The 26,158-nt window shown below is 46.9% G+C and carries 32 protein-coding genes and 1 pseudogene; 17 read left to right on the top strand and 16 right to left on the bottom strand.

All coding sequences use genetic code 11. From position 1 onward, the window contains the following. The first annotated feature begins 7 nt into the window (after window positions 1-7). The 8 genes from DQN52_RS03785 to DQN52_RS03820 all read left to right on the top strand — a co-directional run bounded on the left by DQN52_RS03785 (window position 8) and on the right by DQN52_RS03820 (window position 6,407). The gene (locus DQN52_RS03785) at window positions 8-361 is read left to right on the top strand and encodes an SEL1-like repeat protein (RefSeq protein WP_003785123.1); all 354 of its coding nucleotides are present in this window, start codon (window positions 8-10) and stop codon (window positions 359-361) included. Between the two features lie 83 nt (window positions 362-444). Continuing rightward, window positions 445-1,275 carry a basic amino acid ABC transporter substrate-binding protein gene (locus DQN52_RS03790; RefSeq protein ID WP_162129779.1) on the top strand — a complete coding sequence of 277 codons (831 nt, stop codon included), beginning with the start codon at window positions 445-447 and terminating at the stop codon, window positions 1,273-1,275. Between the two features lie 177 nt (window positions 1,276-1,452). Further along, a complete protein-coding gene (locus DQN52_RS03795; protein WP_003785126.1) occupies window positions 1,453-1,737 on the top strand; it encodes a type II toxin-antitoxin system RelB/DinJ family antitoxin in 285 nt (94 codons plus the stop codon). Then, on the top strand, window positions 1,724-1,981 hold the full coding sequence (locus DQN52_RS03800) for a type II toxin-antitoxin system YafQ family toxin (protein WP_003785127.1): 258 nt from the start codon (window positions 1,724-1,726) through the stop codon (window positions 1,979-1,981). Before DQN52_RS03795 ends, DQN52_RS03800 begins: the two co-directional genes overlap by 14 nt. Before the next feature lie 271 nt (window positions 1,982-2,252). Continuing rightward, the gene (gene miaB, locus DQN52_RS03805) at window positions 2,253-3,575 is read left to right on the top strand and encodes a tRNA (N6-isopentenyl adenosine(37)-C2)-methylthiotransferase MiaB (protein WP_003785131.1); all 1,323 of its coding nucleotides are present in this window, start codon (window positions 2,253-2,255) and stop codon (window positions 3,573-3,575) included. A 204-nt stretch (window positions 3,576-3,779) separates the two neighbouring features. Beyond that, on the top strand, window positions 3,780-4,511 hold the full coding sequence (aphA, locus tag DQN52_RS03810; protein WP_003791412.1) for an acid phosphatase AphA: 732 nt from the start codon (window positions 3,780-3,782) through the stop codon (window positions 4,509-4,511). Between the two features lie 103 nt (window positions 4,512-4,614). Next, window positions 4,615-5,310 (top strand): tetratricopeptide repeat protein, encoded by a 696-nt coding sequence (locus DQN52_RS03815; RefSeq protein ID WP_003785134.1) that lies wholly within the window; start codon window positions 4,615-4,617, stop codon window positions 5,308-5,310. Continuing rightward, a complete protein-coding gene (locus DQN52_RS03820; protein WP_003785136.1) occupies window positions 5,307-6,407 on the top strand; it encodes a hypothetical protein in 1,101 nt (366 codons plus the stop codon). The genes DQN52_RS03815 and DQN52_RS03820 overlap by 4 nt, the downstream gene beginning before the upstream one ends. Before the next feature lie 73 nt (window positions 6,408-6,480). Here DQN52_RS03820 and murU read toward each other — a convergent pair whose 3' ends face one another. The 6 genes from murU to DQN52_RS03845 all read right to left on the bottom strand — a co-directional run bounded on the left by murU (window position 6,481) and on the right by DQN52_RS03845 (window position 10,167). Further along, the gene (murU, locus tag DQN52_RS03825) at window positions 6,481-7,182 is read right to left on the bottom strand and encodes an N-acetylmuramate alpha-1-phosphate uridylyltransferase MurU (protein ID WP_003785138.1); all 702 of its coding nucleotides are present in this window, start codon (window positions 7,180-7,182) and stop codon (window positions 6,481-6,483) included. A 14-nt stretch (window positions 7,183-7,196) separates the two neighbouring features. After that, window positions 7,197-7,529: a zinc ribbon domain-containing protein YjdM gene (locus DQN52_RS03830; RefSeq protein WP_003785140.1), complete on the bottom strand. Its 333-nt coding sequence runs from the start codon at window positions 7,527-7,529 to the stop codon at window positions 7,197-7,199. Window positions 7,530-7,561: 32 nt separating this feature from the next. Continuing rightward, the gene (locus DQN52_RS10920; RefSeq protein WP_003785141.1) at window positions 7,562-7,735 is read right to left on the bottom strand and encodes a protein MIGRI; all 174 of its coding nucleotides are present in this window, start codon (window positions 7,733-7,735) and stop codon (window positions 7,562-7,564) included. 61 nt (window positions 7,736-7,796) lie between these two features. Further along, complete coding sequence (locus DQN52_RS03835) at window positions 7,797-8,261, bottom strand: hypothetical protein (protein WP_003785143.1); 465 nt, start codon at window positions 8,259-8,261, stop codon at window positions 7,797-7,799. Between the two features lie 114 nt (window positions 8,262-8,375). Continuing rightward, the gene (locus DQN52_RS03840) at window positions 8,376-9,878 is read right to left on the bottom strand and encodes a YifB family Mg chelatase-like AAA ATPase (RefSeq protein WP_003785146.1); all 1,503 of its coding nucleotides are present in this window, start codon (window positions 9,876-9,878) and stop codon (window positions 8,376-8,378) included. 10 nt (window positions 9,879-9,888) lie between these two features. Then, window positions 9,889-10,167 (bottom strand): accessory factor UbiK family protein, encoded by a 279-nt coding sequence (locus DQN52_RS03845; protein WP_003785148.1) that lies wholly within the window; start codon window positions 10,165-10,167, stop codon window positions 9,889-9,891. A 298-nt stretch (window positions 10,168-10,465) separates the two neighbouring features. Between DQN52_RS03845 and DQN52_RS03850 the strand changes: the two genes are divergently transcribed. Continuing rightward, window positions 10,466-11,044: a biliverdin-producing heme oxygenase gene (locus DQN52_RS03850; protein WP_003785150.1), complete on the top strand. Its 579-nt coding sequence runs from the start codon at window positions 10,466-10,468 to the stop codon at window positions 11,042-11,044. Window positions 11,045-11,109: 65 nt separating this feature from the next. Here DQN52_RS03850 and DQN52_RS11460 read toward each other — a convergent pair whose 3' ends face one another. Together DQN52_RS11460 and DQN52_RS03855 are read right to left on the bottom strand one after the other, a co-directional pair. Continuing rightward, window positions 11,110-11,238: a hypothetical protein gene (locus DQN52_RS11460; protein ID WP_003785152.1), complete on the bottom strand. Its 129-nt coding sequence runs from the start codon at window positions 11,236-11,238 to the stop codon at window positions 11,110-11,112. Window positions 11,239-11,317: 79 nt separating this feature from the next. Next, window positions 11,318-12,151, bottom strand: a pseudogene (locus DQN52_RS03855) (adenosine deaminase family protein). 394 nt (window positions 12,152-12,545) lie between these two features. On the opposite strand from DQN52_RS03855, the gene DQN52_RS03860 reads away from it, so the two are divergent. Together DQN52_RS03860 and DQN52_RS11570 are read left to right on the top strand one after the other, a co-directional pair. Next, window positions 12,546-13,289: an IS110 family transposase gene (locus DQN52_RS03860; protein WP_003785156.1), complete on the top strand. Its 744-nt coding sequence runs from the start codon at window positions 12,546-12,548 to the stop codon at window positions 13,287-13,289. A 102-nt stretch (window positions 13,290-13,391) separates the two neighbouring features. After that, a complete protein-coding gene (locus DQN52_RS11570) occupies window positions 13,392-13,703 on the top strand; it encodes a transposase (RefSeq protein ID WP_032827573.1) in 312 nt (103 codons plus the stop codon). A gap of 369 nt (window positions 13,704-14,072) precedes the next feature. Here DQN52_RS11570 and DQN52_RS03875 read toward each other — a convergent pair whose 3' ends face one another. Together DQN52_RS03875 and uvrB are read right to left on the bottom strand one after the other, a co-directional pair. Beyond that, the gene (locus DQN52_RS03875; protein ID WP_003785159.1) at window positions 14,073-14,882 is read right to left on the bottom strand and encodes a hypothetical protein; all 810 of its coding nucleotides are present in this window, start codon (window positions 14,880-14,882) and stop codon (window positions 14,073-14,075) included. 86 nt (window positions 14,883-14,968) lie between these two features. Next, window positions 14,969-17,008 (bottom strand): excinuclease ABC subunit UvrB, encoded by a 2,040-nt coding sequence (gene uvrB / locus DQN52_RS03880; RefSeq protein ID WP_003785160.1) that lies wholly within the window; start codon window positions 17,006-17,008, stop codon window positions 14,969-14,971. Window positions 17,009-17,148: 140 nt separating this feature from the next. Between uvrB and DQN52_RS03885 the strand changes: the two genes are divergently transcribed. Further along, window positions 17,149-17,391, top strand: coding sequence for an antitoxin (locus tag DQN52_RS03885; RefSeq protein ID WP_003785161.1), 243 nt, complete (start codon window positions 17,149-17,151; stop codon window positions 17,389-17,391). Then, window positions 17,388-17,795, top strand: coding sequence for a type II toxin-antitoxin system VapC family toxin (locus tag DQN52_RS03890; protein ID WP_003785163.1), 408 nt, complete (start codon window positions 17,388-17,390; stop codon window positions 17,793-17,795). Before DQN52_RS03885 ends, DQN52_RS03890 begins: the two co-directional genes overlap by 4 nt. Before the next feature lie 59 nt (window positions 17,796-17,854). Here the strand turns inward: DQN52_RS03890 and tpx are convergent, their stop codons facing one another. From tpx to pdxH, 4 genes are all read right to left on the bottom strand, one after another. Continuing rightward, a complete protein-coding gene (tpx, locus tag DQN52_RS03895) occupies window positions 17,855-18,352 on the bottom strand; it encodes a thiol peroxidase (RefSeq protein WP_003785166.1) in 498 nt (165 codons plus the stop codon). Between the two features lie 93 nt (window positions 18,353-18,445). After that, window positions 18,446-18,946 carry a hypothetical protein gene (locus DQN52_RS03900; RefSeq protein ID WP_003785168.1) on the bottom strand — a complete coding sequence of 167 codons (501 nt, stop codon included), beginning with the start codon at window positions 18,944-18,946 and terminating at the stop codon, window positions 18,446-18,448. Between the two features lie 90 nt (window positions 18,947-19,036). Continuing rightward, window positions 19,037-20,215 (bottom strand): phosphoglycerate kinase, encoded by a 1,179-nt coding sequence (locus tag DQN52_RS03905; RefSeq protein WP_003785170.1) that lies wholly within the window; start codon window positions 20,213-20,215, stop codon window positions 19,037-19,039. 79 nt (window positions 20,216-20,294) lie between these two features. Next, window positions 20,295-20,927 carry a pyridoxamine 5'-phosphate oxidase gene (pdxH, locus tag DQN52_RS03910; protein ID WP_003791386.1) on the bottom strand — a complete coding sequence of 211 codons (633 nt, stop codon included), beginning with the start codon at window positions 20,925-20,927 and terminating at the stop codon, window positions 20,295-20,297. A 219-nt stretch (window positions 20,928-21,146) separates the two neighbouring features. On the opposite strand from pdxH, the gene hemA reads away from it, so the two are divergent. Continuing rightward, window positions 21,147-22,397 carry a glutamyl-tRNA reductase gene (hemA, locus tag DQN52_RS03915; RefSeq protein ID WP_003785176.1) on the top strand — a complete coding sequence of 417 codons (1,251 nt, stop codon included), beginning with the start codon at window positions 21,147-21,149 and terminating at the stop codon, window positions 22,395-22,397. Window positions 22,398-22,477: 80 nt separating this feature from the next. Here hemA and hscB read toward each other — a convergent pair whose 3' ends face one another. Next, entirely contained in the window at window positions 22,478-22,981 is a 504-nt protein-coding gene (gene hscB / locus DQN52_RS03920) for a Fe-S protein assembly co-chaperone HscB (protein WP_003785177.1), read from the bottom strand. 280 nt (window positions 22,982-23,261) lie between these two features. Between hscB and DQN52_RS03925 the strand changes: the two genes are divergently transcribed. The 3 genes from DQN52_RS03925 (at window position 23,262) to DQN52_RS03935 (ending at window position 25,466) form a co-directional block, all read left to right on the top strand. Then, a complete protein-coding gene (locus tag DQN52_RS03925; protein ID WP_003785179.1) occupies window positions 23,262-23,924 on the top strand; it encodes an NAD(P)H-dependent oxidoreductase in 663 nt (220 codons plus the stop codon). 219 nt (window positions 23,925-24,143) lie between these two features. Continuing rightward, on the top strand, window positions 24,144-25,022 hold the full coding sequence (locus DQN52_RS03930) for an NAD(+) kinase (protein ID WP_003785182.1): 879 nt from the start codon (window positions 24,144-24,146) through the stop codon (window positions 25,020-25,022). A 36-nt stretch (window positions 25,023-25,058) separates the two neighbouring features. Beyond that, window positions 25,059-25,466, top strand: a complete 408-nt coding sequence (locus tag DQN52_RS03935) for a YidB family protein (protein WP_003785184.1) — start codon at window positions 25,059-25,061, stop codon at window positions 25,464-25,466. Between the two features lie 175 nt (window positions 25,467-25,641). Here DQN52_RS03935 and DQN52_RS03940 read toward each other — a convergent pair whose 3' ends face one another. Continuing rightward, complete coding sequence (locus tag DQN52_RS03940; protein WP_032134018.1) at window positions 25,642-26,157, bottom strand: RDD family protein; 516 nt, start codon at window positions 26,155-26,157, stop codon at window positions 25,642-25,644. Between the last annotated feature and the right edge of the window lies 1 nt (window position 26,158).

Below are 26,158 nucleotides of genomic sequence, written 5' to 3' on the forward strand. Positions count from 1 at the left end.
AAAAATCATGAAAAAAATAGCAATTTTTCTCGCCAGCGTGTGTTTAGCAAGCAGCCTGCACGCGCAAACGCCGCGTACCGAAGCCGAAGTGTATGCCTATCGCCAAGCCATGCAATCGGCAAATCGCGATTTGCAATCGGGCAATGTGCAGGCTGCTTTTGCTACGATTAAAGCACAAGCCGAGCTGGGTTTTGTGGAAGCGCAATATATTTTGGCGACTTTGTATCACGATGGCGAAGGTACAGCACAAGACATCGCCCAAGCAAAATTGTGGTATGAACGCGCTGCTGCACAAGCCGATAATGCAGAAATCGCCGCGTTGGCACAGCAAGCGTTGGACGAATTGGCGAGCAGTAAATAAAAAAGCAGCCTGCACATTGCGACTGCTTCGTGTAGCGTGTAGTATGCACTTTTTTCCCACTTCCAAATAGGACTAGATTCATGATTTTAACGAATAAATGGCTTGCCGCAGCCGTATCTTGCGTGGCACTTTCTTTAACCGCTTGTGGTGGCAGCAACAGCGGCAATCAAACTGCTGCGCCAGCACCTGCTTCGGACACCAATAGCGCATCAACCGCTTCTGCACCAGCATCGGGCAAAGTATTGCGCGTGGCGATGAATGCCGAGTTCGCGCCGTTTGAATCGTTGGACGCGCAACAAAATATCGAAGGCTTTGATGTGGATTTGATGAACGCGATGGCAAAAGCAGGCAATTTCCAAGTGCAATTCCAACATCAACCGTGGGATAGCTTGTTCCCAGCGTTGTCGCAAGGCGATGTGGACGTGGTGATGTCGGGCGTAACCATCACAGACGAGCGTAAAATGACGATGGACTTTACCGAGCCGTATTACCAAATCACACAAGTGGTTTTGGTTACACCAGGTAAAAAAGTACAAAATATCAATGATGTAAAATCTCTATCCAAAGTGGGCGTGGTAACAGGTCATACAGGCGACTTTGCTGCACAGAAAATTTTTGGCGCAACCAGTGGTAACATCGCACGCTTCAAAACGCTGCCTTTGATGCTGAAAGAAGTGGAAAGCAGCGGCGTAGATGCAGGTATTAGCGACAGCGCGGTGGTAGCAAACTACGTTAAAAACAACGAAAGCAAAGGCTTTACCATGGTTCAAGTACCTGACTTTACTGTGGAAAACTACGGTATTGCAGTGAAAAAAGGCAACCAAGAAACTTTGGATATGCTGAATGCCGCGCTGAAAAAAGTCCGCGAAAGTGGCGAATACACGCAAATTGAAAGCAAATATTTCGCGAAATAATCGCGCATAAACAAAGTGCAGGCTGCTTTTGAATACGAAAAAGCAGCCTGCAATTTATAGTGCTTTAAATCTCACATTTAAATTGTTCTTATCTTGGCAACAGCTTCATTCTCAAATTGAAAAAGTAAAGAAAATGTTTTACTATTGCTTACAAATGTACTGCAAAAAGGAATTATCATGCCTACCGTAAACTTTAATATGCGCTTGGACACCGAATTGCGAGACCGTGCTTTTCCTGTGATTGAACGCTTTGGTTTATCGCCAGCACAAGCATTTAAGCTATTTTTAACCCAAGCTGCGGCAACGAACACTTTGCCGCTTTCATTTGACTACCCAGAGCCAAACGGCATGACACCGCAAGCTGTGGCGTTGCTCAAACAATCCATTGCTGAAATGGACAGCAACAGCGAAACCTTTGCCGATATTCAAGCCCTTGCCAGAGTAGCCGATGAAAACGCTTAAAACATCAAACGTATTCAAAAAAGATTTGAAAAAGCATGGTTTAGCCGCAGAATTGGTGGACGTGTTGTATTATTTGCAAAACGGTTTAACCTTGCCCGAAAAATACCGAGACCATGCACTTAAAGGCGAGTTTGCTGGGTTTCGCGATTGCCACGTTAAGCCTGATTTGGTGCTGATTTATCGCGATAACGGCGAGCTATTGGAATTGCACCGTTTGGATACGCATTCCGAAGTATTTGGCTAATTATTGTGCTACAACAACAATCACGACCATGATGATTTTATAGTGAAATGAAGTCGCAATAGTACAGCGTTGCCAACGCCCTTATGTACTAGATGTACACGGCGGTCGTTGTCGCCTTGTCCTATTTTTATTTCATTTCACTATAATTCCTATTGCAAAATCAGTATAATGCGCGTCTTCTCATTGCAGGCTGCTTTGGACAACAACAAGCAGCCTGCACTATTTTAACCATCAGCCCCGCTATTACGGGCTACCTGAAAGAACACAAACCATGAAAAAAGTATTTATCCGCACCTTTGGCTGCCAAATGAACGAATACGACAGCGAAAAAATGCTCGCTGTATTAGCCGAAGAACACGGCGGTATTGAACAAGTTGCCGAACCCGAAGGCGCAGACATTATTTTGTTTAACACTTGCTCGGTGCGCGAAAAAGCACAAGAAAAAGTGTTTTCTGATTTGGGTCGCGTGAAACATTTGAAAAAAGACAATCCGCAGTTAATCATTGGCGTGGCAGGTTGCGTGGCTTCGCAAGAGGGCGAGGCGATTATTGAACGTGCGCCGTATGTGGATGTCGTTTTCGGGCCGCAAACTTTGCACCGCTTGCCTAAAATGATTGTGGACAAAGAAACCACAGGCTTGTCGCAAGTGGATATTTCGTTCCCCGAAATTGAAAAATTTGACCACTTGCCGCCAGCGCGTGTGGAAGGCGGCAGTGCGTTTATTTCCATTATGGAAGGCTGTTCAAAATATTGCTCATTCTGCGTTGTGCCGTACACACGCGGCGAAGAATTTTCACGCCCACTCAATGATGTGCTGACGGAAATCGCGAACTTGGCGCAACAAGGTGTGAAAGAAATCAATCTGTTAGGACAAAACGTAAACGCCTATCGCGGCGAAATGGACAACGGCGAAATTTGCGATTTTGCGACTTTATTGCGTATCGTGCATGAAATCCCTGGCATTGAACGTATGCGTTTCACAACTAGCCACCCACGCGAATTTTCGGACGCGATTATTGAATGCTATCGCGATTTGCCGAAATTGGTTTCGCATTTGCATTTGCCAATTCAAAGCGGTTCTGACCGCGTGTTGAGCGCGATGAAACGCGGTTACACGGCGTTGGAATACAAATCCATTATTCGCAAATTACGCGCCATTCGCCCTGATTTGTGTTTGAGTTCGGATTTTATTGTCGGCTTCCCAGGGGAAACAGAACGCGAATTTGAACAAACATTGAAATTAGTCAAAGACATCGCGTTTGATTTGAGTTTCGTGTTTATTTACAGTCCGCGCCCTGGTACGCCAGCCGCGAATTTGCCAGACGACACGCCACACGAAGAAAAAGTGCGTCGTTTGGAAGCCTTGAACGAAGTGATTGAAGCCGAAACAGCGCAGATTAACCAGTCTATGCTTGGCACGATTCAACGCTGTTTGGTGGAGGGCGTATCCAAAAAAGACCCTGACCAACTGCAAGCGCGTACCGCCAACAATCGCGTTGTGAATTTCTATGGCACGCCTGATTTAATCAATCAAATGGTGGAATTGGAAATTACCGAAGCGCGTACGTTCTCTTTGACGGGCGAATTGGTTTAATCGGAAATATAACGAGTGTCGAGGTCAAGACCGCCGACCTACGTTGTAACCGCACAAAGCAGCCTGCATTTTTCATCAATAAAAAAATGCAGGCTGCTTTTTTTGTGTTTTTGCTGCTTTAAAAACCTTGTAAAAAGGCATAGAATAGCTAACGTAAACTTGCGAAAGTTTGCATTTATTGATGAATATAATCAGGAGAAAATCATGAAATTAGCAGCAAAAATCATCGCCGCCACCGTATTAGCCGCCGTGAGCATGGGCGTTCAAGCCAAAGGCCCAAAAGTGGACTATACGCACCCAGGTATCACAGCCATTGACATGAAAAACGCCAACCAAGTCAAATGGGTAACGGTAGAGCAAATCCGCGAAAGCCTGAAAAATAAACCGCCTATGACAGTATCGTTTGACATTGACGACACAGTGCTGGTGTCATCGCAATGCTTCTATTATGGTAAAAACACGTTTTCGCCAAACGATTATAGCTATTTGAAAAATCAAGCGTTTTGGAACTATGTTGCCGATGGTTGCGACCGCAGCTCTATCCCCAAAGAATCGGCTGCTGCTTTGATTAAAATGCACCAAGAACGTGGCGACCAAGTGGTGTTTATCACGGGACGTACAGGTCATACCAATAACGACCCAACGCGCTTGGACGTGCTTGCCACTTTGCTGGAACGTGCGTTTAACGTGAAAAATATGCAACCCGTGAACTACACCAAAGACACGCCTGTTGCGCCGTATCAATACGACAAAACGTATTACATTGTGAAACATAAATCGCAAATTCACTACGGCGACAGCAATGATGATGTGTTGGCTGCGCGTGAAGCAGGCATTCGCGGCATTCGCGTGATTCGTCCGCAAGTGAGCACCAACCGCCCATTGCCAATCAATGGCGGCTATGGCGAAGAAGTGTTGGTGGATTCGTCTTACTAATTTGAATCAACATAAAAAATGCAGGCTGCTTTTGCTGGAATGGGAAAAGCAGCCTGCACTTAACTATTAAATATTAAATAAACAAAAAATTTACTTCACACACATGACCAAACCGCTTTCATTGATTATCAGCCTGCTGGGTTTAGCCGCCTGCGCCACATCGCCCCAATCTGCACCCCCTATTGTGCAGGCTGCTTCTGTACCTACCAGCATTCCTTATCCCGAACCGACACAAGCCGAGCAAATCAATCAACTGGCGATACAAGTGGCGCGTTTGGAGCAGCAAATCGCTGTCTTAACCGAGCAACTCAATCAACACGAAACAAAGCATCATTCGCGCAACACATCGCGCAACCAAACCAAGCAGCCTGCACCCAAACGTGTAACTGCGCCCGCAGTCAGCCAAAGTAAACCCGAAGCCAGCACATCGCCACTATCGCAAGCGCAAACGTGGTACAAACAAGGTCAATATCAAAAAGTGCTGGATTTATTGCGCTTACACGATAGCGGTGGCAACGGCGATGCAAACGCGCAGCAGAGCATGATTTTGTTGTTACAAAGTAATCAAAAATTGGGCTATTGTCAGTCGGTTATCCAAATTGGACAGCGATTTGCGACCTTATTTGCCCAACACGATTTCGCGCCCGAAGCCTTGTATGCCGTAGGACAATGCCAATGGCAAATCCAGCAACGCGACATCGCCAAAGAAACATGGCGCAATCTTGTTTTGCGCTACCCAAACACCCCTGCCGCACGCCGCGCAGGCTCATCAAACTCAGTTAAAAAGGACACGCCATGACCGCCGTATTACCCGACACGCGCCCCTATCCCACTGACCCTGTTAAAAGTGATTTGTTGTTGTATGCAGGACAAGTCGCCCACGCCACGTCCAACGCATCGCGCACGTTGGCGCAAGGCAATTTGGCGGCAAAAATCAGCGAAATGTTCGCGCAACGCCACCCTTTGTGGCTGTCTGTGGCGATGAGCATGGCTGCCGACCGCGAAACCTACACCGTGTTGATGGACACGGTAGATGACGTATTACGCGCCAAACACGACGACGAAGTGCAATGGTTTGCCTTGCCTGTGATTGTGGTTGCAGGCACAAAACAAGCCACCGCGCTGCTCACCGCCAGCCCTGCTGCCGAGCTGTGTGGCGTGTTGGCAAATTACCCAGCTTTGCGCCCCTTGACCCACGCCACTTGGCTACCCAATTTGCTTCGTGCCGATGATTTCGCGCAAATCAAAGCCGAAGATTGGTATGCCGCCAAACAAAGCGTGCAGGCTGCCGAACAATTCGCACAAAACTTGCTGATTCGCGCTGCTGAATTGCCCAAAGACCAATCGGTACACGTTTTGTATGCCTTGGGCTATGGCTCAACCGAAGTGCAGGCTGCTTTGGGACAAAACTTGCGCGAAGCCGCTTTGCCGTTGATGCAAGTGTGGCAACAGCATTTGACCCAATCGGGTATGACTTTGTTTACCAATCCGCTCAACGCCCAATCGCCGATTGCCGCGCTTGCTGATGCCAGCCAAATGCGCCTACGCATGGCGTTGGACGTGTTTGCTGCCAACGCGATTCGTGCGGTGCGTTTGCAAAGTCCGCGAGTTGGCGTGGTGATGGCAGCGCAAACGGGCGGCAAATTGCTGTTTGGCTTCAACGCCACCGAATCGGCATACAATTTGCCTAACTTGGTGTTTACATGGAATTTGTTGCCGCGCGACCACATTGCCAGCATTCAGCAAAACTTTTTGGATTTGCTCACCGATTGCCAAGTGGAAAACGTGTATTTGCTGCACGAGCCGCTATCCGAAAATGCCGAATTGCCGAGCTATGCCCAAGCGCCAGATTTGATGGGGCATAATCCACTGTTTGGCAATGGTACGGTGCATTGAGTTAGCCAAATGAATAAAAAAATGCAGGCTGCTTTTTGATGATTTCAAAAGCAGCCTGCACTTTTTGTGTTGTTTACTTCAATCGCCCCTGCAATGCCCATTCATTGGCTTGCTGCAAGCGTTCCACCGTGCCGACATCGAGCCACAAACCGCTATGCCATTGCCCCGACACGCGATTTTGCGTCATCGCTTGTCGCAACAAGGGCGCGAGTTTTGCCACCGTGTTCGCAGGCGTGTCGGCAAACAAATCGGGCGAATACACGCCCACACCGCTAAATGTGCCTGCTTTGCCGTTTTGTGGATTGGCATCAAGCAAACCATTTTGTTGCAACGAAAAATCGCCAGTTGGATTGTGTTCTGGGTTATCCACCAGCCACAAATGCGCCAGTTGATTGGGTTGCCATTGGCTTGTCAAAGTGCAGGCTGCTTTGAAGTTTATATCGGTCAGCACATCGCCATTCACCACCAAAAACGGCTCATCGCCCAGCAAGGGTAGGGCGGTTGCAATGCCGCCTGCGGTTTCCAGCCCACCTGCACATTCGGGCGAATAGGCGATGTTCACGCCATAATCGTCGCCTTTGCCCAGCGTGTCTTCCAGTTGCTGCCCCAACCATGCGTGGTTGATGACAATTTCGCGGATACCAGCAGCGGCGAGTCGGCGCAAATGCCAACCAATGAGCGGTTCTTCGCCCACGCGCAACAGTGGTTTGGGCGTGTGGTCGGTTAGGGGGCGCATTCTTTCGCCACGTCCTGCGGCTAAAATCATCGCTTTCATGTGCAGGCTGCTTTCTAGGCTTTTTTGACAAATTCCGATTTCAAGTTCATGGGCGTGCCGTCAATTTTGCAGCCAATGTCGTGGTCGCCGTCTTGCAGGCGAATGCCTTTGACTTTTGTGCCTTGTTTGATGACCATGCTGCTGCCTTTAACTTTCAAATCTTTAATCAAAACAACGGTGTCGCCGTCTGCCAAGGGTGTGCCGTTGGCATCTTTAACGATAACGGTTTCTTCGCTGGCAGTTTGGTCAGACTCTTGCCATTCGTGAGCGCATTCGGGGCAAACCAGTTGTGCGCCATCGTGATAAGTCAAATCGGATTGGCATTGTGGGCAATGCGGTAAATTCATGGTTGTTCCTTAATTTGTTTACAAAAAATGTGCTACCACATTCTCCATAGCAACGATAAAAACGCCACCAACAGCAAAATTTTTGCCATGAGCGACACCAATTCGTGTACGGTTTTTTGCTGCTTTTTGCTTAAAAAGTTTTTGATGATTAAGCCAATCATCAGCAAAAAGAATAAAACCGTAAAATATTTAAAGATGATATTCATACAATAAAGTGCAGGCTGCTTTTTCTATTTCAAAAGCAGCCTGCACATTTTATCAATGCGATTAATTCAATTTTGCCGTTGCTGCACGGTCTAATTTGCAGTTGTCCAACACAATGCTTTGTTGTGCGCCTTCGGTTTGCGCTACCGAGAATTTGCCGCCATCAACCTTGTCGACATTTTCCGACGTAGCAGGCATTGCCGTCCACACTACTGTGCGAACGTCTGGGTCTTGGCTCACAAAGCGGTTCATTGGCACAAAGCCATCGCGCCACATACCTGGGGTTATTTCGCCGTTGATTTTAAGCTGAACCACTTCCACGTTTGTGCCAACAAAACCATACATTGCCGTCATTTTTTGTTGAACCGATTTGCCTGCAATTTGTGCGGTGCAAACATAAGCCACTTCTTTTTTACCATCAACATTGGTTGGCGTGGTGGCTGCGGCAATAGTCGGTGCGGTTTCCGCGCCAGCCAATGCCGCGCTGCCTGCCAATAAAATAGCGGTGATGGTTTGATTCCATTTCATAAAGCACTCCTTGGTTGTGCAAAAAAATCAAAACGCGATTAAACGCAATCGCATCAGGTTTGTCAAATAAAGTTCTGTTTAATTTGCGTGATTTAGCATTGCAGGCTGCTTTGTTTACACAGCACGGCGAAAACTTACTGCTCGAATAATGTGCGCCCGATTAACTTCATCGTCTTGCGCCAAATCCGCCAACGTCCGTGCCACACGCAAAATGCGATGAAAACTGCGCGCCGACAGCGACAATTTTTCCAAAATCTGCCCCAACGCTTCACGCGCTTCGGATTGAATTTGCGCCACTTGGTCTAATTCGCTGGACGACAATGCCGCGTTGATTTTGCTTTGTCGCGCATATTGGCGTTCTCGCGCTGCCAACACGCGCTGTAACACGGTTGCGCTGTCTTCGCCTTGTTGTGCGCTAACCAGTTCCGCTGCCGATAGGGTGGGTACTTCAATCGTCAAATCAATGCGGTCAAGCAGCGGGCCCGAAATACGGTCACGGTATCGTTTGACGCTATCGGGCGTGCAGCGACACGGTTTGCTTGGGTGTCCCAAATAGCCGCATGGGCAAGGATTCATCGCCGCCACTAATTGAAATTTGGCTGGATAAGTCGCCTGCCGCGTCGCCCGAGAAATATGAATTTCGCCGCTTTCCAACGGTTCGCGCAACATTTCCAACACACGGCGGTCAAATTCGGGCAATTCGTCTAAAAACAACACGCCTTGATGCGCCAACGAAATTTCGCCGGGCTTCGGGTCTGAACCGCCACCCACCAACGCAGCAGAACTTGCCGAATGATGTGGCGCACGAAACGGTCGGCGTTTATCGTGTTGCAGGCTGCCTGTGAACTGCGGCAACAGCGAGCGCAACGCCCAGACGCTGGTCAATTCATCATCGGTCAAAGGCGGCAAAATAGACGGCAAACGTTGCGCGAGCATGGATTTGCCGGTGCCTGGTGGCCCCATCATCAACAAACTGTGTCCGCCTGCTGCGGCAATTTCCAATGCCAATCGCGCCGTGTGCTGTCCTTTCACATCGCGCAAATCGGGCAAAGAATCGGGTGCAGGCTGCTTTGGTACATCGGGCAAACGGCTGGGCGCAAGGCTTTGTGTGCCGTTTAAATGCGCCGCCACTTCCAACAAACTGTTCGCGCCGTATGCCGTGATTTGCCCCATGCTGGCGGCTTGAATCGCATTGTCGCTGGGCAACACAAACGCTCTGCCTGCTTGCTGACCCTGCCACGCCATTGCCAACGCACCGCGAATCGGACGCAAGTTGCCCGACAACGCTAATTCGCCAGCAAATTCGTATCGCTCCAAATCGTTGGCGATAATTTGCCCACTGGCTGCCAAAATACCAATCGCAATCGGCAAATCAAATCGCCCCGATTCCTTGGGCAAATCCGCAGGCGCAAGATTGACCGTGATTTTTTGCATGGGGAACTCAAAGCCACTTTGCAAAATTGCCGCACGCACGCGGTCGCGACTTTCTTTGACTTCGGTGTCGGGCAAACCCACAATGTTGCATTGCGGCAAACCGTTTGCCAAATGCACTTCCACTTCCACCAAAGGCGCGTTCATACCATTGAGCGCACGACTATTGACCACCGCAAACGTCATGTTGGTTGCCTTATTGTTCGGTTGATTCAGTTTCGCTAGATGCCGCGTTTTCAGGTTTGAGCAAGGCTTCCAAAGCCGCCAAACGCGCTTCCAATTCGCTTACCTTTAAACGAGTTTTGATTAAGATTTGTTGTTGCACTTCAAATTCTTCGCTCGTTACCACGTCCATTTTGTTCAACGCACCGCTCAACATTGCTTTGGCGTTTTTTTCCAAATCTTTGGCTGGGCTGTTGGCAATGGTTTCGCTGATTTTATGGCTCATGTCTTCAAAAAGTTGTTTGGCAATCATGGTGTTTCCTTTTTTAAGTGAGATTTAAGTATGCGACAAAACGTGCGGTTGCAGCAATCTTGCTCCCTCTCCTGTGGGAGAGGGAGCAAGATTGCTTTAATACACAATTTTCTGTCGTACACTGAGATGAAAGGCGAGATTGTAACAAATAAAAGTGCAGGCTGCTTTTTTGATTGATTCAAAGCAGCCTGCACATCAAATTAAGCAGTCATATTGTCTTTATCACACATTTTTACATATAATAGTAACAAATTTCATTTTATGAATTTTCTTAACCATCTATAAAGGACTATTTGCCATGAGTGAAACCATCACGTTTGCCCAATATCTTAAAGACAACAGCCGCGCCACACACGACAGCGTAGACGAATTAGTGATGTCGATGAAACCATTTTCATCGCCCGAAAACTACACCAAATTTTTGCAACTGCAAGCGGTGTTCCATAAAATTGTAGATGATATTTACAAAAATCCAGAATTAAATCAACAAATTCCAAATTTAGCATCGTTAGCGCGATACGATTTTGTGATACAAGATTTACAAGATTTGAACGCGCAAGAAAAAGCGGTAGATTTAGAATTGCCCAAACCAGAAGGCGCGGAAGCGATTGGCTGGCTGTATTGTGCCGAAGGTTCAAACGTGGGCGCGGCATTCTTGTTCAAAGATGCGCAAGCCAATTTGGGCTTTACAGGCGAGCACGGTGCGCGTCATTTAGCACCACACGCCGATGGACGCGGCAAACATTGGCGCGAATTTGCCGTGCATTTGAATAATTTAAATTTAAAAGATGAAGAACGTGAAACCGCATTAAAAGGTTCGTTGGAAGCCTTTGCATTTTACAAAAAATTATTACGCGCGATTTTTGAAGTAGCGTAATCCACATAAAAAGCAGCCTGCACTTTAACTTGTCAAAGTGCAGGCTGCTTTTATTTGAAATGTGATTAACCGCCACACGCGCCACAACAACCGCTTTCTTTTGGCTTGTCTTCGGTATTCAACACAGGCAATTCCACTTCTTGGGTTTCTTGCACTTTTTCATTTTCGTTTACTTGTTGATTTTCTTGGCTCATTTTGTTGCTTCAACAGGGTTAATGAAGCGGGTATCATACGATTTTTGCGATTAAAATAGTTTGATTTATATCAATTTATTTAATTCATGTTTAATGAATTTTCAATTTTCGTAAACCATGCCGATTTTTCATCATCGCTCAAAAAAGCAGCCTGAAAACTATTTTTGCAAAGTTGAGCAATTTCCGCCGCGCTCAAATCAAACGCATTCGCCAACGCCATGAAATTATCATTCACATAACCGCCAAAATACACAGGGTCGTCCGAATTAACCGTAACCAACATGCCGCGTTTGAGCATACGGTGCAAATTGTGTTCGCGCATATTGTCCACCACTTTCAATACGTGCAGCAAATCCAAGGCTTCACGCACATAATCGGGCGAACCCTCTTCGCCAGCGTGGGCAAACACACGCGCAAATTTAGACGGTGGATTGCTGACTTCGCTGTAATCCAAGCCTATGCCGATGATTTTGTCGCGATGCGGCAGGGATTGTGCCAACGTTTCAAATGCAGATTCTTCCGACAAATGGCGCAAAAAGCACATAATCAATGCGCTGCTGATGTCCCATTCGCGTTTTGCTGTGTCGCAAGCGCGGACGATGCTTTCAAACGCTACGCCGCGTTCGGTGTGCGTTACGTTGTCCTGGCGGCATTTTTGCAGATAAGCATAAGTTAAATCAAAGAAATCTTGTTCGTGCAGCAAGACTTTTGCGCCTGCCTAATAGATGTCTAAAAAGGATTGCAGATTGTGGAAATCGTAGGCGGCGCGGACTTCATCAACATTGGCATACGGAATAGACACGCTATTGCGTTGCGCGATTTGGAACATGAGTTCGGGTTCGAATGTGCCTTCGATGTGGACGTGTAATTCGGCTTTGGGAAGAGTTTGGATTAGGGGGGGGTCATTTTTGATAAGTTTAGAGAGTGGTTGAAAGGTGCGCGATTATAGCATTTTGGCTGGCTGAAAAGTTTGGTAATCGGTATGGGATATGTTTCATGCTGCCTGTGTTTTTGGGGTGTAGGGTGGGTACTTGCACCCACGCAGTTTTCAACAATTGGCGGCATTGAAAAGTTTGAGTGAATTTAACAATGCGTGGATGCGAGCACCCACCCTTGTATCATTCCCACCCTGTGGATAACAACGTATTATTCACATTAAACCAGTTGAGTAGGAAATTGAGCCCACCCTAAGTACCAAGACACCGAAGTGTAGATAAACCTACTCAACTACCCATCTTTCAATCTGAACAGTATCCAAGTGCACGGTATCATACCCGTAGACACTGCATGAACAAGGAAAGACACTGATGGATCATCCAACATTACCCTATACACACATTATCGGCATAGATGCAGCATCACAAAAATTTGATGTCTCATGGCTCAAAGACCGCAATAAGCATACTTACCGCAGCAAAGTTCTAGAGAACAATCCTGCAGGCTGCCTAAAATTACTCGAATGTATTCGCAAAAACATCACCACCAATTTAACCACCGTACACATCATTATGGAAGCCACAGGTGTTTATCACGAACTACTTGCCTACTTCCTGAATGATCAAGGAGTAGCAGTGAGTATTGTCAATCCAGCCTATATTCACAGCTACGCACAATCGCTAGGCGCAGTACACAAAACTGACAAAGGTGATAGCCAAATCATCGCCCGATTTGGTGCAGAACGAAATCCAGCTATATGGCAACCAGAGCCCAAATCTGTACGAGAATTGAAAGCCAAACTTAACCGTCTAGATGCGCTGAAACCTGATTTGCAACGGGAAGACAATCGCCTACACGTTGCACAAATTAGCGGAGTACCTGATGAAGTGATATTGTCCATCCACCAAATCCGTCAAGCATTAACCCAAAGCATTGCTGATTTGGAACATGATATGGACGACCACATTAACCGTCACCCTGATTTGAAAAATGATGTGGCATTGTTGCAAACCATTGCCTGCGTAGGCAGAGAAACGTCTACGCGAATGGAAGTATTATATCGAAGCAAACAGTTTACCAAAGCATCACAAATGACAGCGTTTTTAGGATTATAGTGGTTTAAATTTAGATTAGGACAAGGCGACAACGACCGCCGTGTACACCTAGTACATAAGGGAGTTGGCAACGCGGTACTAATCTAAATTTAATTCACTATATTGTCTGTTGTGGTTCATGCAGCCAATATTCATGACACAAAAGCAGGTATTTTTGTAGCAAAAAAAGCGTTTGAGACCTATCCGAGTTTAAAAGGTTTCTGTGCAGACACAGGTTATCGGAATATATTTGAGTGTGAAGTATCAGAGCAATTGGGTTTAACTGTTTTGCCCAAACGTTGGATTGTAGAACGAACGTTTGCATGGTTAGGTTGGTCTGGACGTTTAGCAAAAGATTTTGAGCAGACGAATTTATTTGCTGAAAATTTTGTTAAACTAGGGTATATTTCACAAATATTAAAATTTATCAAATAGTTGTTTGTGAATACAGGTTCTAAATTTAAATCACTATAGTTCCAAGAAAAAGGGAATCGGGTCAACAAAGGCAAGGTAACATTGAGCAAACGCGGTAACAATGCCATGAGAGCATTGCTGTACTTTCCTGTAATTAATGCTTGTCGTTTTAATCCTGATATTAAGCTACTCCGAGAGCGTATGCTTGCGCGTGGTAAGGTGAAGATGCAAACGGTAGGGGCAGCAATGCGTAAGTTGGTGCATATTTGCTTTGGTGTGCTTAAGCATCAATCGGTTTACGAAGCTCGTGTGGCAGAACCTGTTTAGTCAATATTTTTAGTTTTTGGGATTGACTTGAGCGACAGTATCTACGCTTGCTTATTGTATTAGTTAGTAAAGTGATACAAATGCTATATCGTTAATTAATATGTAATATTTATTATTTTGAGACCGTTGTAAACTACCTAAATATAATATGTAATCACTAACTAAATCTTCGGCATCATTTCTGCGAAATCTATCAAGAAAAGCCGCTTGAATTTCAGGAGGTAAACATAAGCTCACATCATCACGACCTCCTGAATTTAACCAAATAGTGCCATCATTAGGAGAAATACCAATATCAGTAATTTGCCCCCAATATCCATGAAATTGATTTATATAATTTGCGGTAATCTGATTAAATTGGACAAAAAATTCGTTGATTAATCTTTCTTGTCCATTAATTTCAAGAATTTGTGTTGAATTTTTAAAATCTGGATTACAAACCAAACTGCGTAATAATGTTCTTAATCTACGATGAGCAACAGCATTGGGACGATTTCCATTTCCTATAAATCGTGCGCCTCTTGCGCCTCCATTATCAATCACATTTTCATCGATATGATTTACTGGTTCAGCTGCGCCGTAGTTTAAATCTAGAACAATTCGTTGCCCATCATTGCGCAAGACATCTTCATCATCATTTTCACCATGAATTAGTCGAGTTAATGGAGCATTTTCAGTACAACCTGCATTATGTGGGCGCGCTCCAAAACAAGCAGCTTGTCCATTTCTAGCTGCTTTTCTAAAAAAAGCAGGAGCTTGGCAACTAGGGCATTGCAGAAATCTTCTGAATTGAGAAATTACAGTTGGGCTTAATTGCGAAAATGTGTACGCAGTATAAGTCTGATTGTTTAATGTACAAAAAGCGTTATCCATAGAATACCTCACATTTAGTAGGTTAAAAGATTTCAATAAAATTAAGATGCTGTCTCAAATTTTCAATAGATATAGTAAGAAAATAATTAATTTGTTACTCCAAACAACAAACTCTCCTTAATCACTCTAATTTTATCGCGCAACACAGCCGCTTCTTCAAACTGCAAATCCCTAGCCGCTTGCTGCATCTGTTTCTCCAACCGCGTAATTTCATCAATCGCGTCCTGTTCCGTGCGGATTTCGGTTTTCGATGCTTTTTTCTTGCTCGATTTCGTTTTCAGGCTGCCTAAAACTTCGGTTTCTGCATTGTAAACACCATCAATCAAATCTTTCACTTTCTTATTGATTTGCTGCGGCACAATGCCATGTTCTTCGTTGAATTTCATCTGTTTTTCGCGGCGGCGTTCGGTTTCGTCAATCGCGGATTTCATGCTGTCGGTGATTTTGTCGGCGTACAAAATCGCCACACCGTTCACGTTTCGGGCGGCGCGTCCGATGGTTTGGATTAGGCTGCGGTGCGAGCGTAAAAAGCCCTCTTTGTCCGCGTCCAAAATGGCGACAAGCGACACTTCGGGAATATCCAAGCCCTCGCGCAACAGGTTAATCCCCACCAACACATCAAACAGCCCCAAACGCAAATCGCGGATAATTTCCACGCGCTCCACCGTGTCAATATCGCTATGCAAATAGCGGACTTTTACGCCTAATTCTGTATAGTAATCAGTCAGTTGCTCCGCCATGCGTTTGGTTAGGGTTGTTACCAACACGCGCTCGCCTTTTTCTTTGCGTATATTGATTTCACTCAATAAATCATCAACTTGCGTACCAACTGGGCGGATAATGATTTCAGGGTCAAGCAAACCAGTCGGGCGCACGACTTGTTCCACAATTTGCCCTGCGTGTTCGGCTTCGTAGGCGGCTGGCGTGGCGGACACAAACACGGTTTGCGGCATGGCGCGTTCAAATTCGTGGAATTTGAGCGGACGATTATCACGCGCGGACGGCAGCCTGAAACCGTAATCAACCAAATTTTGCTTGCGGCTGGCATCGCCTTTGTACATCGCGCCAATTTGCCCAATGGTAACGTGGCTTTCGTCAATGAATAAAATCGCGTTTTTCGGCAAATAATCCATTAAAGTTGGCGGTGGTTCGCCCTCTTTTTTGCCCGAAAAGTGGCGGCTGTAATTCTCAATCCCTTTGCAAAAACCCATTTCATACAGCATTTCTAAATCAAATCGTGTGCGTTGTTCAATGCGTTGTTGTTCTACTGGGCGGTTTTCATTTGTATAAAATTCAATGCGTTGGCGCAGTTCTTCTTTAATGGATTCGCAAGCGCGTAACACGGTGTCGCGTGGGGTAACGTAGTGGCTGCTGGGGAAAATGGTGTATCGCCCGACACGTTGGTGCAGGCTGCCTGAAAGTGGGTCAAACAGCGATAGGCGGTCAATTTCATCGTCAAACAGCGAAATTCGCAGCGCGTAATCCGAGCTTTCGGCTGGGTACACGTCCACCACGTCGCCACGCACGCGAAACGAGCCGCGTTTGAAATCCACGTCGCCGCGTTCGTATTGCATGGACACGAGTGTGGCGATGATGTCACGTTGGTCGATTTGGTCGCCTTCTTTGACCGATAAAACCATTTGTTGATATTCGGTCGGGTCGCCGATACCGTAAATGGCGGACACAGTGGCGACAATAATTACGTCATTGCGCGTCATCAGGTTTTTGGTGGCGGACAGGCGCATTTGTTCAATGTGTTCGTTGATTGCGCTGTCTTTTTCAATGAATAGGTCGCGGCTGGGGACGTAGGCTTCGGGTTGGTAGTAGTCGTAGTAGGACACGAAATATTCTACGGCGTTTTCGGGGAAAAATTCGCGCATTTCGGCGTAGAGTTGGGCGGCTAGGGTTTTGTTGTGTGCCATGATGATGGCTGGGCGACCGCTTTGGGCGATGACGTTTGCCATGGTGTAGGTTTTGCCTGAACCTGTTACGCCGAGTAGGGTTTGGCTAGACAAGCCGTCCGCTAATCCGTCTAGTAAACCTGCAATGGCGGTGGGTTGGTCGCCTGCTGGGGGAAAGGGTTGGTGGAGTTTGAAGGGGGAATTTGGGAATTGGATAATTTGCATTTTTTCAGGCTGCCTGAATGTGAAATTTTGAGAACTTGGGATTATACGATTTTAGGTTTCAGGCTGCCTGAAAACATTGATTTCCGCAAAAATCCCATTTAATATATACAATCAAATTTTCAATATATACGGAGAAAACCATGCTAACCAAAGTATTCCAAAGCGGCAACAGCCAAGCCGTTCGTATTCCAATGAATTTTCGTTTTGATGTGGACACGGTGGAAATTTTCCGCACAGAAAATGGCGATGTAGTTTTGCGTTCGCCCAAACCGCAAAATCGCGGTGATGAATTATTTGCGATTTTGCAGCAATTTGATGATGATTTTATCGCAACCGTTGAAGCGCGAGATAATGAACCGCCACAGGAACGCGAAGTATTATGATGTATTTATTAGACACCAATATTTTGATTTATATTCAAAAAAATAATCCGCCAACTGTGCGCGAAAAAATCAATAATTTGCCGAATAGTGCACAATTAGTGATGAGTTTTGTTACCTACGCTGAATTGCTAAAAGGCACGTATGGCAGCCAAAATCTCGAAAAAGCACAAGCCAATTTAAACGCACTTACGCGGATTATTTCCGTGTTGCCATCTCACGAAGCGATGCCTGAACATTACGCCAACTGGGCGAATCAACTGAAAAAACAAGGAAAACCGATTGGCAATAATGATTTATGGATTGCTGCTCATGCGTTGGCGGTGGGTGCGGTGTTGGTTACGCATAACACAAAAGAATTTTCACGAATCAATAATTTACAACTAGAAGACTGGGTAGAAGAATAAAACAGCAGTCTGCACTTTCTGTTTACAGAGTGCAGGCTGCTTTTTTATCTGAAAACCACTTACGCCAATACCGCCAAAGCCGCATCATAATTCGGTTCTTGACCGATTTCGGCAACCAATTCGGCGTGCAAAACTTGGTTGTTTTCGTCCAACACAACCACGGCACGAGTGGTCAAACCGCGCAATGGGCTGCCTGCCAAATTCACGCCATAGTCCGCGCCAAATGTGCTGCGGAATGACGACAACGACACCACGTTTTCAATGCCTTCTGCGCCACAAAAACGCGCAAAGGCAAAGGGCAAATCCGCTGCAATACACAGCACCACAGTGTTGTTCAGATTTGCGGCGTGTTCGTTGAATTTGCGTACCGAAGTCGCGCACACGCCTGTGTCAATGCTGGGAAAAATGTTCAGAATTTTGCGTTTGCCTGCAAAATCCGCCAGCGTTTTGTCGGATAAATCGGTGGCGGTCAAAGTGAAATCGGGTGCGGTTTGACCTACTTGCGGCAACGTGCCTTGTACTTCTACGGGCGTGCCTTTGAATGTTACTTGTGCCATAAAACAGTCCTTTGTGTGGTGTGGAAAAGAGTGGCAAGAATAAAGGTTTTTGATGTGCTTGCCAAGACTAAAAAAATGTAGGCTGCTTTTCGCTTATTTTTTACTACGAAACGTATTCTTATGAAACACAATCGGCTGTTCCACCGCCAATGTGAGCTGTTTGGGCAGAAATTGTGTCGCCAAAATCAACACGGTTATCGCATAGCAAAAGCAGCCTGCACTGCTGGATTTTTGCCAACCCAGTTGCAGCGCACCGCTCAAAATCATGGCAAAGCCCCACGCCACAAACGCGCCCACGCCAGCCAAATATAGCGCATATCGCACATGACGGCGCATTCGTTTTTGCGCGGCGACTTTTGCCAAACACAGCGCGATAATCGCGTTAAAAATAAAGCCGACCATGCTCATGGCAAGCAAGCCTGTGTCCCACAATGGCAACAAATACACTTGTTCGTGTTTAACTGCCCACAAAATGCCCGATTGTCGTCCAATCCACACGGTTAAAATGTCGTAGAGTAGGGCAAACAAAGGCAACGCCAAAAAGACCATTGCCAGCGCAAAAGGCGTGTAGGGTTTGTTTTCTTGAATATTCATGATGATTCAATAAAAGCAGCCTGCACTTTTTTATACCTAAATTAAAGATTCGGACAAAAAACGCAGGCTGCTTTTTTTATTTAGATTGAATTATTGAGCAAATTTTTCCAACGCAGCAACGGCTGGCAATTCTTTGCCTTCCAAAAATTCCAAGAACGCGCCACCGCCCGTTGAAATGTAGCTGATTTTGTCGGTAACGCCAAATTTGGAAATAGAAGCCAACGTATCGCCACCGCCAGCGATTGAGAATGCGTTGCTTGCTGCAATCGCTTCTGCCACTGCTTTTGTACCGCCCGCGAAGTTGTCAAATTCAAACACGCCCACAGGACCGTTCCACACGATTGTGCCAGCGTTTTTCAAAATTTCCGCCAAACGAGCGCGAGATTGTTCGCCGATGTCCAAAATTTCTTCTTCGGGTTTGATTTCGTCCACGTTACGCGCGATTGGCGTTGCCGTTTCAGAAAATTCAGTTGCCACAATGCTGTCCACAGGCAATGGAATCGGATTGCCGCGTTTTTCCATTTTTTCCATAATCGCTTTGGCTTCGTTTACCAAATCTTTTTCCACCAACGATTTGCCCAACTCTTTGCCTTGCGCCAACAAGCAAGTATTCGCAATGCCACCGCCCACAATCAACACGTCCACTTTATCTGCCAAACTTTCCAAAATCGTCAATTTAGTAGAAACCTTGCTGCCAGCCACAATCGCCACCATCGGACGCGCAGGCTCTTTCAACGCCTTGCTCAAAGCGTCCAACTCAGCCGCCATCAAAATGCCCGCGCAAGACACAGGCGCCGCCGCCACCACCGCTTCGGTTGATGCTTCCGCACGGTGCGCCGTACCAAACGCATCGTTCACAAACACATCGCACAAGCTCGCATAGGCTTGACCCAATTCAGGGTTGTTTTTCTTTTCGCCCTTGTTGATACGCACGTTTTGCAACATGAATACTTCGCCAGCGTTTACCGTTGGTTTGTTGTCGCGCCAATCATTCAACACTTTGACTTCTTTATTCAACAAGTTACCCAAATGTGCGGCTACGGGTGCAACGTCATCTTCGGGTTTGCTTTCGCCTTCGGTTGGGCGACCCAAGTGGCTCATCACAATCACGCCTGCGCCATTGTCCAAGCAATATTGGATTGATGCCAAAGACGCACGAATGCGCGTGTCATCACTAATTTTGCCGTCTTTGAATGGTACGTTTAAATCCGCACGGATTAACACGGTTTTACCGTTTACGTTTTGTTCGGTTAATTTCAAAAAGCTCATGGATAATTCCTTTATATAAGGTGGTTACGAAAATAGTAGAAATACGAAAAAGCAGCCTGCACTTTTTGTTTATGCGATTTTACGGAGCAAGGCGTTCCTTAATCCAGCCATCGTCTTGCAAGCGATAGCGAATGCGGTCATGCAAACGGCTGGGGCGACCTTGCCAAAATTCTATGCAATCAGGCTGCAATACATAGCCGCCCCAATGCGGTGGGCGTGGCACATTAACAGGGTGCGTGGCAGCAAATTTGGCAGCGCGTGCCAGTAAAACAGATTTGTTATCAATAACTTGACTTTGCTCGCTTGCCCACGCGCCAATGCGGCTGGTGTAGGGGCGACTGGCAAAATAAGCGTCCGATTCGGCTTCGGATAGCAAGCTGACTTTGCCTTCAATGCGGACTTGTCGTTCCAATTCCGCCCAAAAAAATGTGAGTGCGGCAAACGGTTGATATGCCAATGCCTGACCTTTTCGTCCTGCATAATTGGTAAAGAAAACAAAGCCTTGTTCGTTTACTTCTTTGAGCAACACAATCCGTGCACTGGGGCGACCATTTGCATCAACCGTGGCGATGTTCATGGCGGTGGGTTCGGCAACTTGCGCGTTCATGGCATCGCGTAGCCATTGTTCAAATTGGATAATCGGATTGTCGGCGCATTGTGTCGCAGACAATTCGCGCTGACTGTATTCTTGGCGAATGGCGTGCAAATCCATAGCGCAGCCCTTTATTAACAAAATAAACCGCATTATAGACCGACACGCAAGCAGCCTGCAAAAAACCATTACTTAAATGAGAATGCCTCGCATTTTGATAGCCAAAAACTTAAATTTTTTAAATGTCATTAATTTTTTGCTATAATTCAACGCAGTCATAAACCAACGAGCAGCCCCAAAGTGCAGGCTGCTTGTATAACATATAAATCGTTGAATATTATGAAACTCACTGTTATTGGATTGAATCATCACACCGCGCCTTTGGCGATTCGCGAAAAATTGGCGTTTGCCGCAGCCAATTTGCCCGATGCTGTGTACGATTTAAGCACAAACATCGTTGCCGAAGCGGTTATTTTATCTACTTGCAATCGCACCGAATTGTATTGCGTGGGCGATGCCGATGCCGTGATTCGCTGGCTGGCAAATTATCAAGGCGTAAACGAAGCCGAAATCCGCCCCTATTTGTACACATTGGGTTGCAGCCAAACGATTGCTCACGCATTCCGTGTCGCTTGCGGCTTGGACAGCATGGTGTTGGGCGAAGCGCAAATTTTGGGTCAAATGAAAAACGCGGTGCAAGTGGCACGTGAACAAGGTGGCGTGGGAACATGGCTTAATGCGCTGTTTCAACGCACGTTTGCTGCTGCCAAAGACGTTCGCAGCATGAGTGGCGTGGGCGATAATGTGGTCAGCATGGCATCGGTAGCCGTGCGTATGGCAGAGCAAACTTTGGGCGATATTAGCAACCTAAATGTTTTGTTTATTGGCGCAGGCGAAATGAACGAATCGGTGGCAACTTATTTTGCTGCCAAACAACCCAAAAGCCTGATGATTGCTAATCGAACGCTCACACGCGCAACCAATTTGTGCAGCCAGTTAGGGCAGGGCGCAACCGCTTGTGCTTTGGACAATGTGCTAGAAATTTTGTCGCGCTACGATGTGGTGATTTCTTGCACAGCGAGCCAAGATGCAGTGGTAACGCGCGAAATGGTGGCGAAATCGACAAGCCAACGCGCAGGCAAAACCCAATTTTTGCTGGATTTAGCCGTGCCACGCGACATTGAAGCCAGCGTTGCCGAGTTGGATAACGTGGTTTTGTTTACGGTGGACGACATGGCTGCACGAGTGGCACAAGGCAAAGAAGCGCGTCAAATCGCAGCCGAGCAAGCCGAAGAAATGGTGCAAGCCAAAGTGGGCGAATTTTTAACATGGCAACAAAGCCGTCAGCGCGTGCCGTTGATTTGCGCCTTGCGTGATGAAGGCGAAAAAGCGCGTAAACAAGTGCTAGACAACGCCATGCGCCAACTGGCAAAAGGCACGCCAGCCGAAGAAGTGTTGGAACGCCTGTCGGTGCAATTAACCAACAAATTGCTGCATTCGCCCACACGCGCACTCAACAAAGCGGGTGTGCATGATGCTAACGTGGTTCACGCTTTGGCGCAGGTGTATCGCTTGCCGAGCCGTTCGTAAATTAATCATTAAAATGGAAAAAGCAGCCTGCACTTTGAATTAAGCAAAAGTGCAGGCTGCTTTTTATATACCCAATCACATCACGGCAACGCGCTAGCAATTTCCTGTCGCATCTTATCCAAAAATCGCCCTTGTCGCACCAGTTGCGCTGCCGATTCATATTGCTGCTGCTCAAAGGCTTGGCGCAGTTGAATCAACGAAGTTTGCTGTTCGGCAGCGATTTCCGAGTCCAATGCCAACATTGCTGCTTCGTCTTGCTCCATTTGCGCGTCCATGAGCGTTTCGCGCCATTGCATTTGTTGCATTAAAAATTCGGGCGCAAAAGACGTATGTTCGGGCGCATCGGCATCAATATTTTGGGTGCGTAACAATTCGGCAGCGCGATTGAGTGGGTGCGATAATTGCTCATACGCCTGATTGATTGCCGCCGACATCATCATCGCCTGCTTTTGCTCAAATGCGCTTGCCGCTGCAAAACGGTCTGGGTGAAATTGTGCGGCAAGCGTGCGATATTGTTGATGTAGTTGCTCGGCGTTCAAATCAAACTGCACAGGCAAGCCAAAAAGCTGAAAAGCGCGAGACATGGTGTATTCCTATTCCAAAAAATAAAGCGGATTATAGCGGATAAAGTGAAATGAAATTGCAATAGGACGGTGTTGCCAACGCCCTTATGTGCTATAGTGGATTGAATTTAGATTAGGACAAGGCGACAACGACCGCCGTGTACAGCTAGTACATAAGGGAGTTGGCAACGCTGCACTAATCTAAATTTAATTCACTATAAATTTATTCAGCTAGCAATGGGCATACACCGTCAGTTGTTGGACAATTTTCCATTTGATTATAGATAACGAAAGAAATTTTATGATCCAGCTCACACCCGAACAATTACTAGAAGTCTTCCGCCGCCGTGCCGCCACGCGTGCCTACGACCCCAATCGCACGATTAGCGATGCCGATTTTGCGGCTATTTTGGAATGCGCGCGCCTGTCGCCCAGCTCGGTGGGCAGCGAGCCGTGGCAATTTTTGGTAATTCAAAACAGCGATTTACGCGCTAAACTCAAACCCGTGTCGTGGGGCATGGCAACGCAAGTGGACGATGCCAGTCATTTGGTTGTGATTGCCGCCAAAACCAACGCCCGATTTGACACGCCATTTTTTGACGACATCATCGCCAGACGCGGTTTTACAGGCGATGCCGCCGTTGCCGCTCGCGCCAAATATCAGCGTTTTCAGCAGCACGATGCCGACATTCTTGCCAGCGAACGCAGCGTGTTGGATTGGGCTGGCAAGCAAACTTATATTGCGTTGGCAAACATGATGACAGGCGCGGCATTGCTGGGCATTGATTCTTGCCCGATTGAAGGCTTTGATTACGCCGCCGTAAACCAAATTTTGAGCGATGCAGGCTGCTTGGACACAAACGAATGGCGCGTGTCGGTGATGGTGAGCTTTGGTTATCGCGCTGGCGAAATTAAACCCAAAGCGCGTAAAACGGTTGATGAAGTGGTGCGGTGGTTTGAGTAGTGCAGGCTGCTTTGTGAAATAGATTGCGTCGTCATTCCTGCGTGGGCAGGAATCCAACGTTGTATTCTTGTTAATAAACAATAATATAGATAACTAAATGATTTCGTTGGATTCCCGCCTGCGCGAGAATGACGGCGTTTCTAAAAATTTTGAGCTAGCTATGTGCAGGCTGCTTTTTCGTTATAATATCGCCTTTTCCTTCTGATTGACTTTGCCACCATGAAAAGCCAATTCCAACACATCGGTTTAGTAACCCGACCCAGCACCCCCAACATCGCATCGGTCATTGCCGAGCTGTCCAGCTTTTTGCAACAGCAAGAACTCAATGTTTATGTAGATACAGAATACGCCGCCAGCACACACGAACCCTTGCCACAAGGCTGCCAAGTCAGCGAAGATTTGGGTAAACAATGCGATTTGATTTTGGTGCTAGGCGGCGATGGCACATTTTTAGCCGCCGCCCGACAAGCCGCGCCCTATCGCGTGCCACTCATCGGCGTAAACCAAGGACATTTGGGCTTTTTAACCCAAGTAACCAGTGACAAAATGTTGCCCGAACTAGACAGCATGTTGCGCGGCAAATATTTGGTGGACGAATGCTTGGTGCTGGAAACGTCTATTTCACGCGCAGGCGAAGTCATACATAAAGCATTGGCGTTGAACGACACCGTGTTATCGCGCGGCGGTACAGGTCAAATGATTGAATTTGAAGTATTTATCAACGGCGAATTTGTCTATACACAACGCTCGGACGGCTTGATTGTGTCCACGCCCACAGGCTCTACCGCGTATTCATTGGCAGCAGGTGGCCCAATTTTGCAGACCACACTTCGCGCTTTTACGCTTGTGCCGATTTGTCCGCAATCCATGACCAATCGCCCGATTGTGATTTCCGACACAGGCGAAATCTGCATTTTGATTACCAAAGCAGGCGATGCGCGTGTGCATTATGACGGACAATCGGTGGTGGATATTCAAAGCATGGACGTGGTTACCATTCGCCGCTATCGCCACAATTTGCGCGTGCTGCACCCCATCGATTACCAGTATTACAAAACCTTGCGTCAAAAATTGCATTGGGGCGAGCAGTTGGTTTAATTTGATTTTTTTAACCTTTATAACAAGGACGCACACATGGGACTTTTTGATTCTTTGGTGAGCGTTGCTACATCGGCAATGGTAGGCAACAGCGAACAAGGACAAGCGATTCAGTTAATTACGCAACTGGTGCAACAAAATGGCGGCGACATTGGCGGCTTGCTTGGGCAGTTGCAACAAGGCGGTTTGGGCGACGCGTTGCAAAGCTGGATTGGCAATGGCGCAAATCAAGCGGTTAGCGGTGGTGATTTGCAAAACGCGCTGGGCAATCATTTGCAACAAGCCGCACAAAGCGTGGGCTTGAATGTGGGCGATGCAGGCAATGTGTTGTCGCAATATTTGCCGCAAATCATCAACGCTATCACGCCAAACGGCACAGCCGCCGATGCCGATGGCTTTGGTTTGGACGATGTGTTACGCATTGCCCAGCAGTTTTTGAAGTAATATAGTGAATTAAATTTAGATTAGTACAGCGTTGCCAACTCCCTTATGTACTAGGTGTACACGGCGGTCGTTGTCGCCTTGTCCTAATCTAAATTTAATCCACTATAATACCAATAAAGAACAAAGCAGCCTGCACTTTCCATAAACAAAAGTGCAGGCTGCTTTTTCACATGGATTACCGCTCGCGCAAATCCACCAATTCCGTGCCAGCCAAGTAATCATACAAAAACTGTCGGCGGCGATTCAGCAGCGCAAATCCCCACGGCAAAATCCACCAAAACAGCGACAACCAAGTGGCAGAACGCGGCGCAATGCCTTGATAACGCAAGGTTTGATACGCCAGCAATGGAATAAACACCAAAAACACGCACGCCCACAAATAACGGCGCAACAACACGCTGCGGTGTGGGTGCAGGCTGCTTTGTTTGTCGGATAAGCCGATTTTCCACACGCGCATGGGCAGGGTTTGCCCTTCGCGTTGCCAGTTTAGGCGAAAATAAAGCCACCACGAGCCGAGTAAAATCAACACGGTTAAAAGTGATGAAAACCAGTTGTGTTGGGCGATTGCGCTGGGCAGTAAGGTCAAAATGCCACCAGCAAACAAACCTGCCAGCAGCGAAACAGAGCCGACTAGCAAAGATTCGTAACACAGGGCAAACAGGCGGCGGCGAAGTGGAGCGGGAGTAAACATA

It is taken from the genome of Kingella kingae (genome assembly GCF_900475905.1).
In the GTDB taxonomy this organism is placed as follows: Bacteria; Pseudomonadota; Gammaproteobacteria; order Burkholderiales; family Neisseriaceae; genus Kingella; species Kingella kingae.

Coding starts and splice junctions, on each gene's coding strand:
- DQN52_RS03785 (WP_003785123.1), top strand. CDS start 8: ATGAAAAAAATAGCAATTTTTCTCGCCAGCGTGTGTTTAGCAAGCAGC.
- DQN52_RS03795 (WP_003785126.1), top strand. CDS start 1,453: ATGCCTACCGTAAACTTTAATATGCGCTTGGACACCGAATTGCGAGAC.
- DQN52_RS03800 (WP_003785127.1), top strand. CDS start 1,724: ATGAAAACGCTTAAAACATCAAACGTATTCAAAAAAGATTTGAAAAAG.
- miaB (WP_003785131.1), top strand. CDS start 2,253: ATGAAAAAAGTATTTATCCGCACCTTTGGCTGCCAAATGAACGAATAC.
- aphA (WP_003791412.1), top strand. CDS start 3,780: ATGAAATTAGCAGCAAAAATCATCGCCGCCACCGTATTAGCCGCCGTG.
- DQN52_RS03815 (WP_003785134.1), top strand. CDS start 4,615: ATGACCAAACCGCTTTCATTGATTATCAGCCTGCTGGGTTTAGCCGCC.
- DQN52_RS03820 (WP_003785136.1), top strand. CDS start 5,307: ATGACCGCCGTATTACCCGACACGCGCCCCTATCCCACTGACCCTGTT.
- murU (WP_003785138.1), bottom strand. CDS start 7,182: ATGAAAGCGATGATTTTAGCCGCAGGACGTGGCGAAAGAATGCGCCCC.
- DQN52_RS03830 (WP_003785140.1), bottom strand. CDS start 7,529: ATGAATTTACCGCATTGCCCACAATGCCAATCCGATTTGACTTATCAC.
- DQN52_RS10920 (WP_003785141.1), bottom strand. CDS start 7,735: ATGAATATCATCTTTAAATATTTTACGGTTTTATTCTTTTTGCTGATG.
- DQN52_RS03835 (WP_003785143.1), bottom strand. CDS start 8,261: ATGAAATGGAATCAAACCATCACCGCTATTTTATTGGCAGGCAGCGCG.
- DQN52_RS03840 (WP_003785146.1), bottom strand. CDS start 9,878: ATGACGTTTGCGGTGGTCAATAGTCGTGCGCTCAATGGTATGAACGCG.
- DQN52_RS03845 (WP_003785148.1), bottom strand. CDS start 10,167: ATGATTGCCAAACAACTTTTTGAAGACATGAGCCATAAAATCAGCGAA.
- DQN52_RS03850 (WP_003785150.1), top strand. CDS start 10,466: ATGAGTGAAACCATCACGTTTGCCCAATATCTTAAAGACAACAGCCGC.
- DQN52_RS11460 (WP_003785152.1), bottom strand. CDS start 11,238: ATGAGCCAAGAAAATCAACAAGTAAACGAAAATGAAAAAGTGCAAGAA.
- DQN52_RS03860 (WP_003785156.1), top strand. CDS start 12,546: ATGGATCATCCAACATTACCCTATACACACATTATCGGCATAGATGCA.
- DQN52_RS03875 (WP_003785159.1), bottom strand. CDS start 14,882: ATGGATAACGCTTTTTGTACATTAAACAATCAGACTTATACTGCGTAC.
- uvrB (WP_003785160.1), bottom strand. CDS start 17,008: ATGCAAATTATCCAATTCCCAAATTCCCCCTTCAAACTCCACCAACCC.
- DQN52_RS03885 (WP_003785161.1), top strand. CDS start 17,149: ATGCTAACCAAAGTATTCCAAAGCGGCAACAGCCAAGCCGTTCGTATT.
- DQN52_RS03890 (WP_003785163.1), top strand. CDS start 17,388: ATGATGTATTTATTAGACACCAATATTTTGATTTATATTCAAAAAAAT.
- tpx (WP_003785166.1), bottom strand. CDS start 18,352: ATGGCACAAGTAACATTCAAAGGCACGCCCGTAGAAGTACAAGGCACG.
- DQN52_RS03900 (WP_003785168.1), bottom strand. CDS start 18,946: ATGAATATTCAAGAAAACAAACCCTACACGCCTTTTGCGCTGGCAATG.
- DQN52_RS03905 (WP_003785170.1), bottom strand. CDS start 20,215: ATGAGCTTTTTGAAATTAACCGAACAAAACGTAAACGGTAAAACCGTG.
- pdxH (WP_003791386.1), bottom strand. CDS start 20,927: ATGGATTTGCACGCCATTCGCCAAGAATACAGTCAGCGCGAATTGTCT.
- hemA (WP_003785176.1), top strand. CDS start 21,147: ATGAAACTCACTGTTATTGGATTGAATCATCACACCGCGCCTTTGGCG.
- hscB (WP_003785177.1), bottom strand. CDS start 22,981: ATGTCTCGCGCTTTTCAGCTTTTTGGCTTGCCTGTGCAGTTTGATTTG.
- DQN52_RS03925 (WP_003785179.1), top strand. CDS start 23,262: ATGATCCAGCTCACACCCGAACAATTACTAGAAGTCTTCCGCCGCCGT.
- DQN52_RS03930 (WP_003785182.1), top strand. CDS start 24,144: ATGAAAAGCCAATTCCAACACATCGGTTTAGTAACCCGACCCAGCACC.
- DQN52_RS03935 (WP_003785184.1), top strand. CDS start 25,059: ATGGGACTTTTTGATTCTTTGGTGAGCGTTGCTACATCGGCAATGGTA.
- DQN52_RS03940 (WP_032134018.1), bottom strand. CDS start 26,157: ATGTTTACTCCCGCTCCACTTCGCCGCCGCCTGTTTGCCCTGTGTTAC.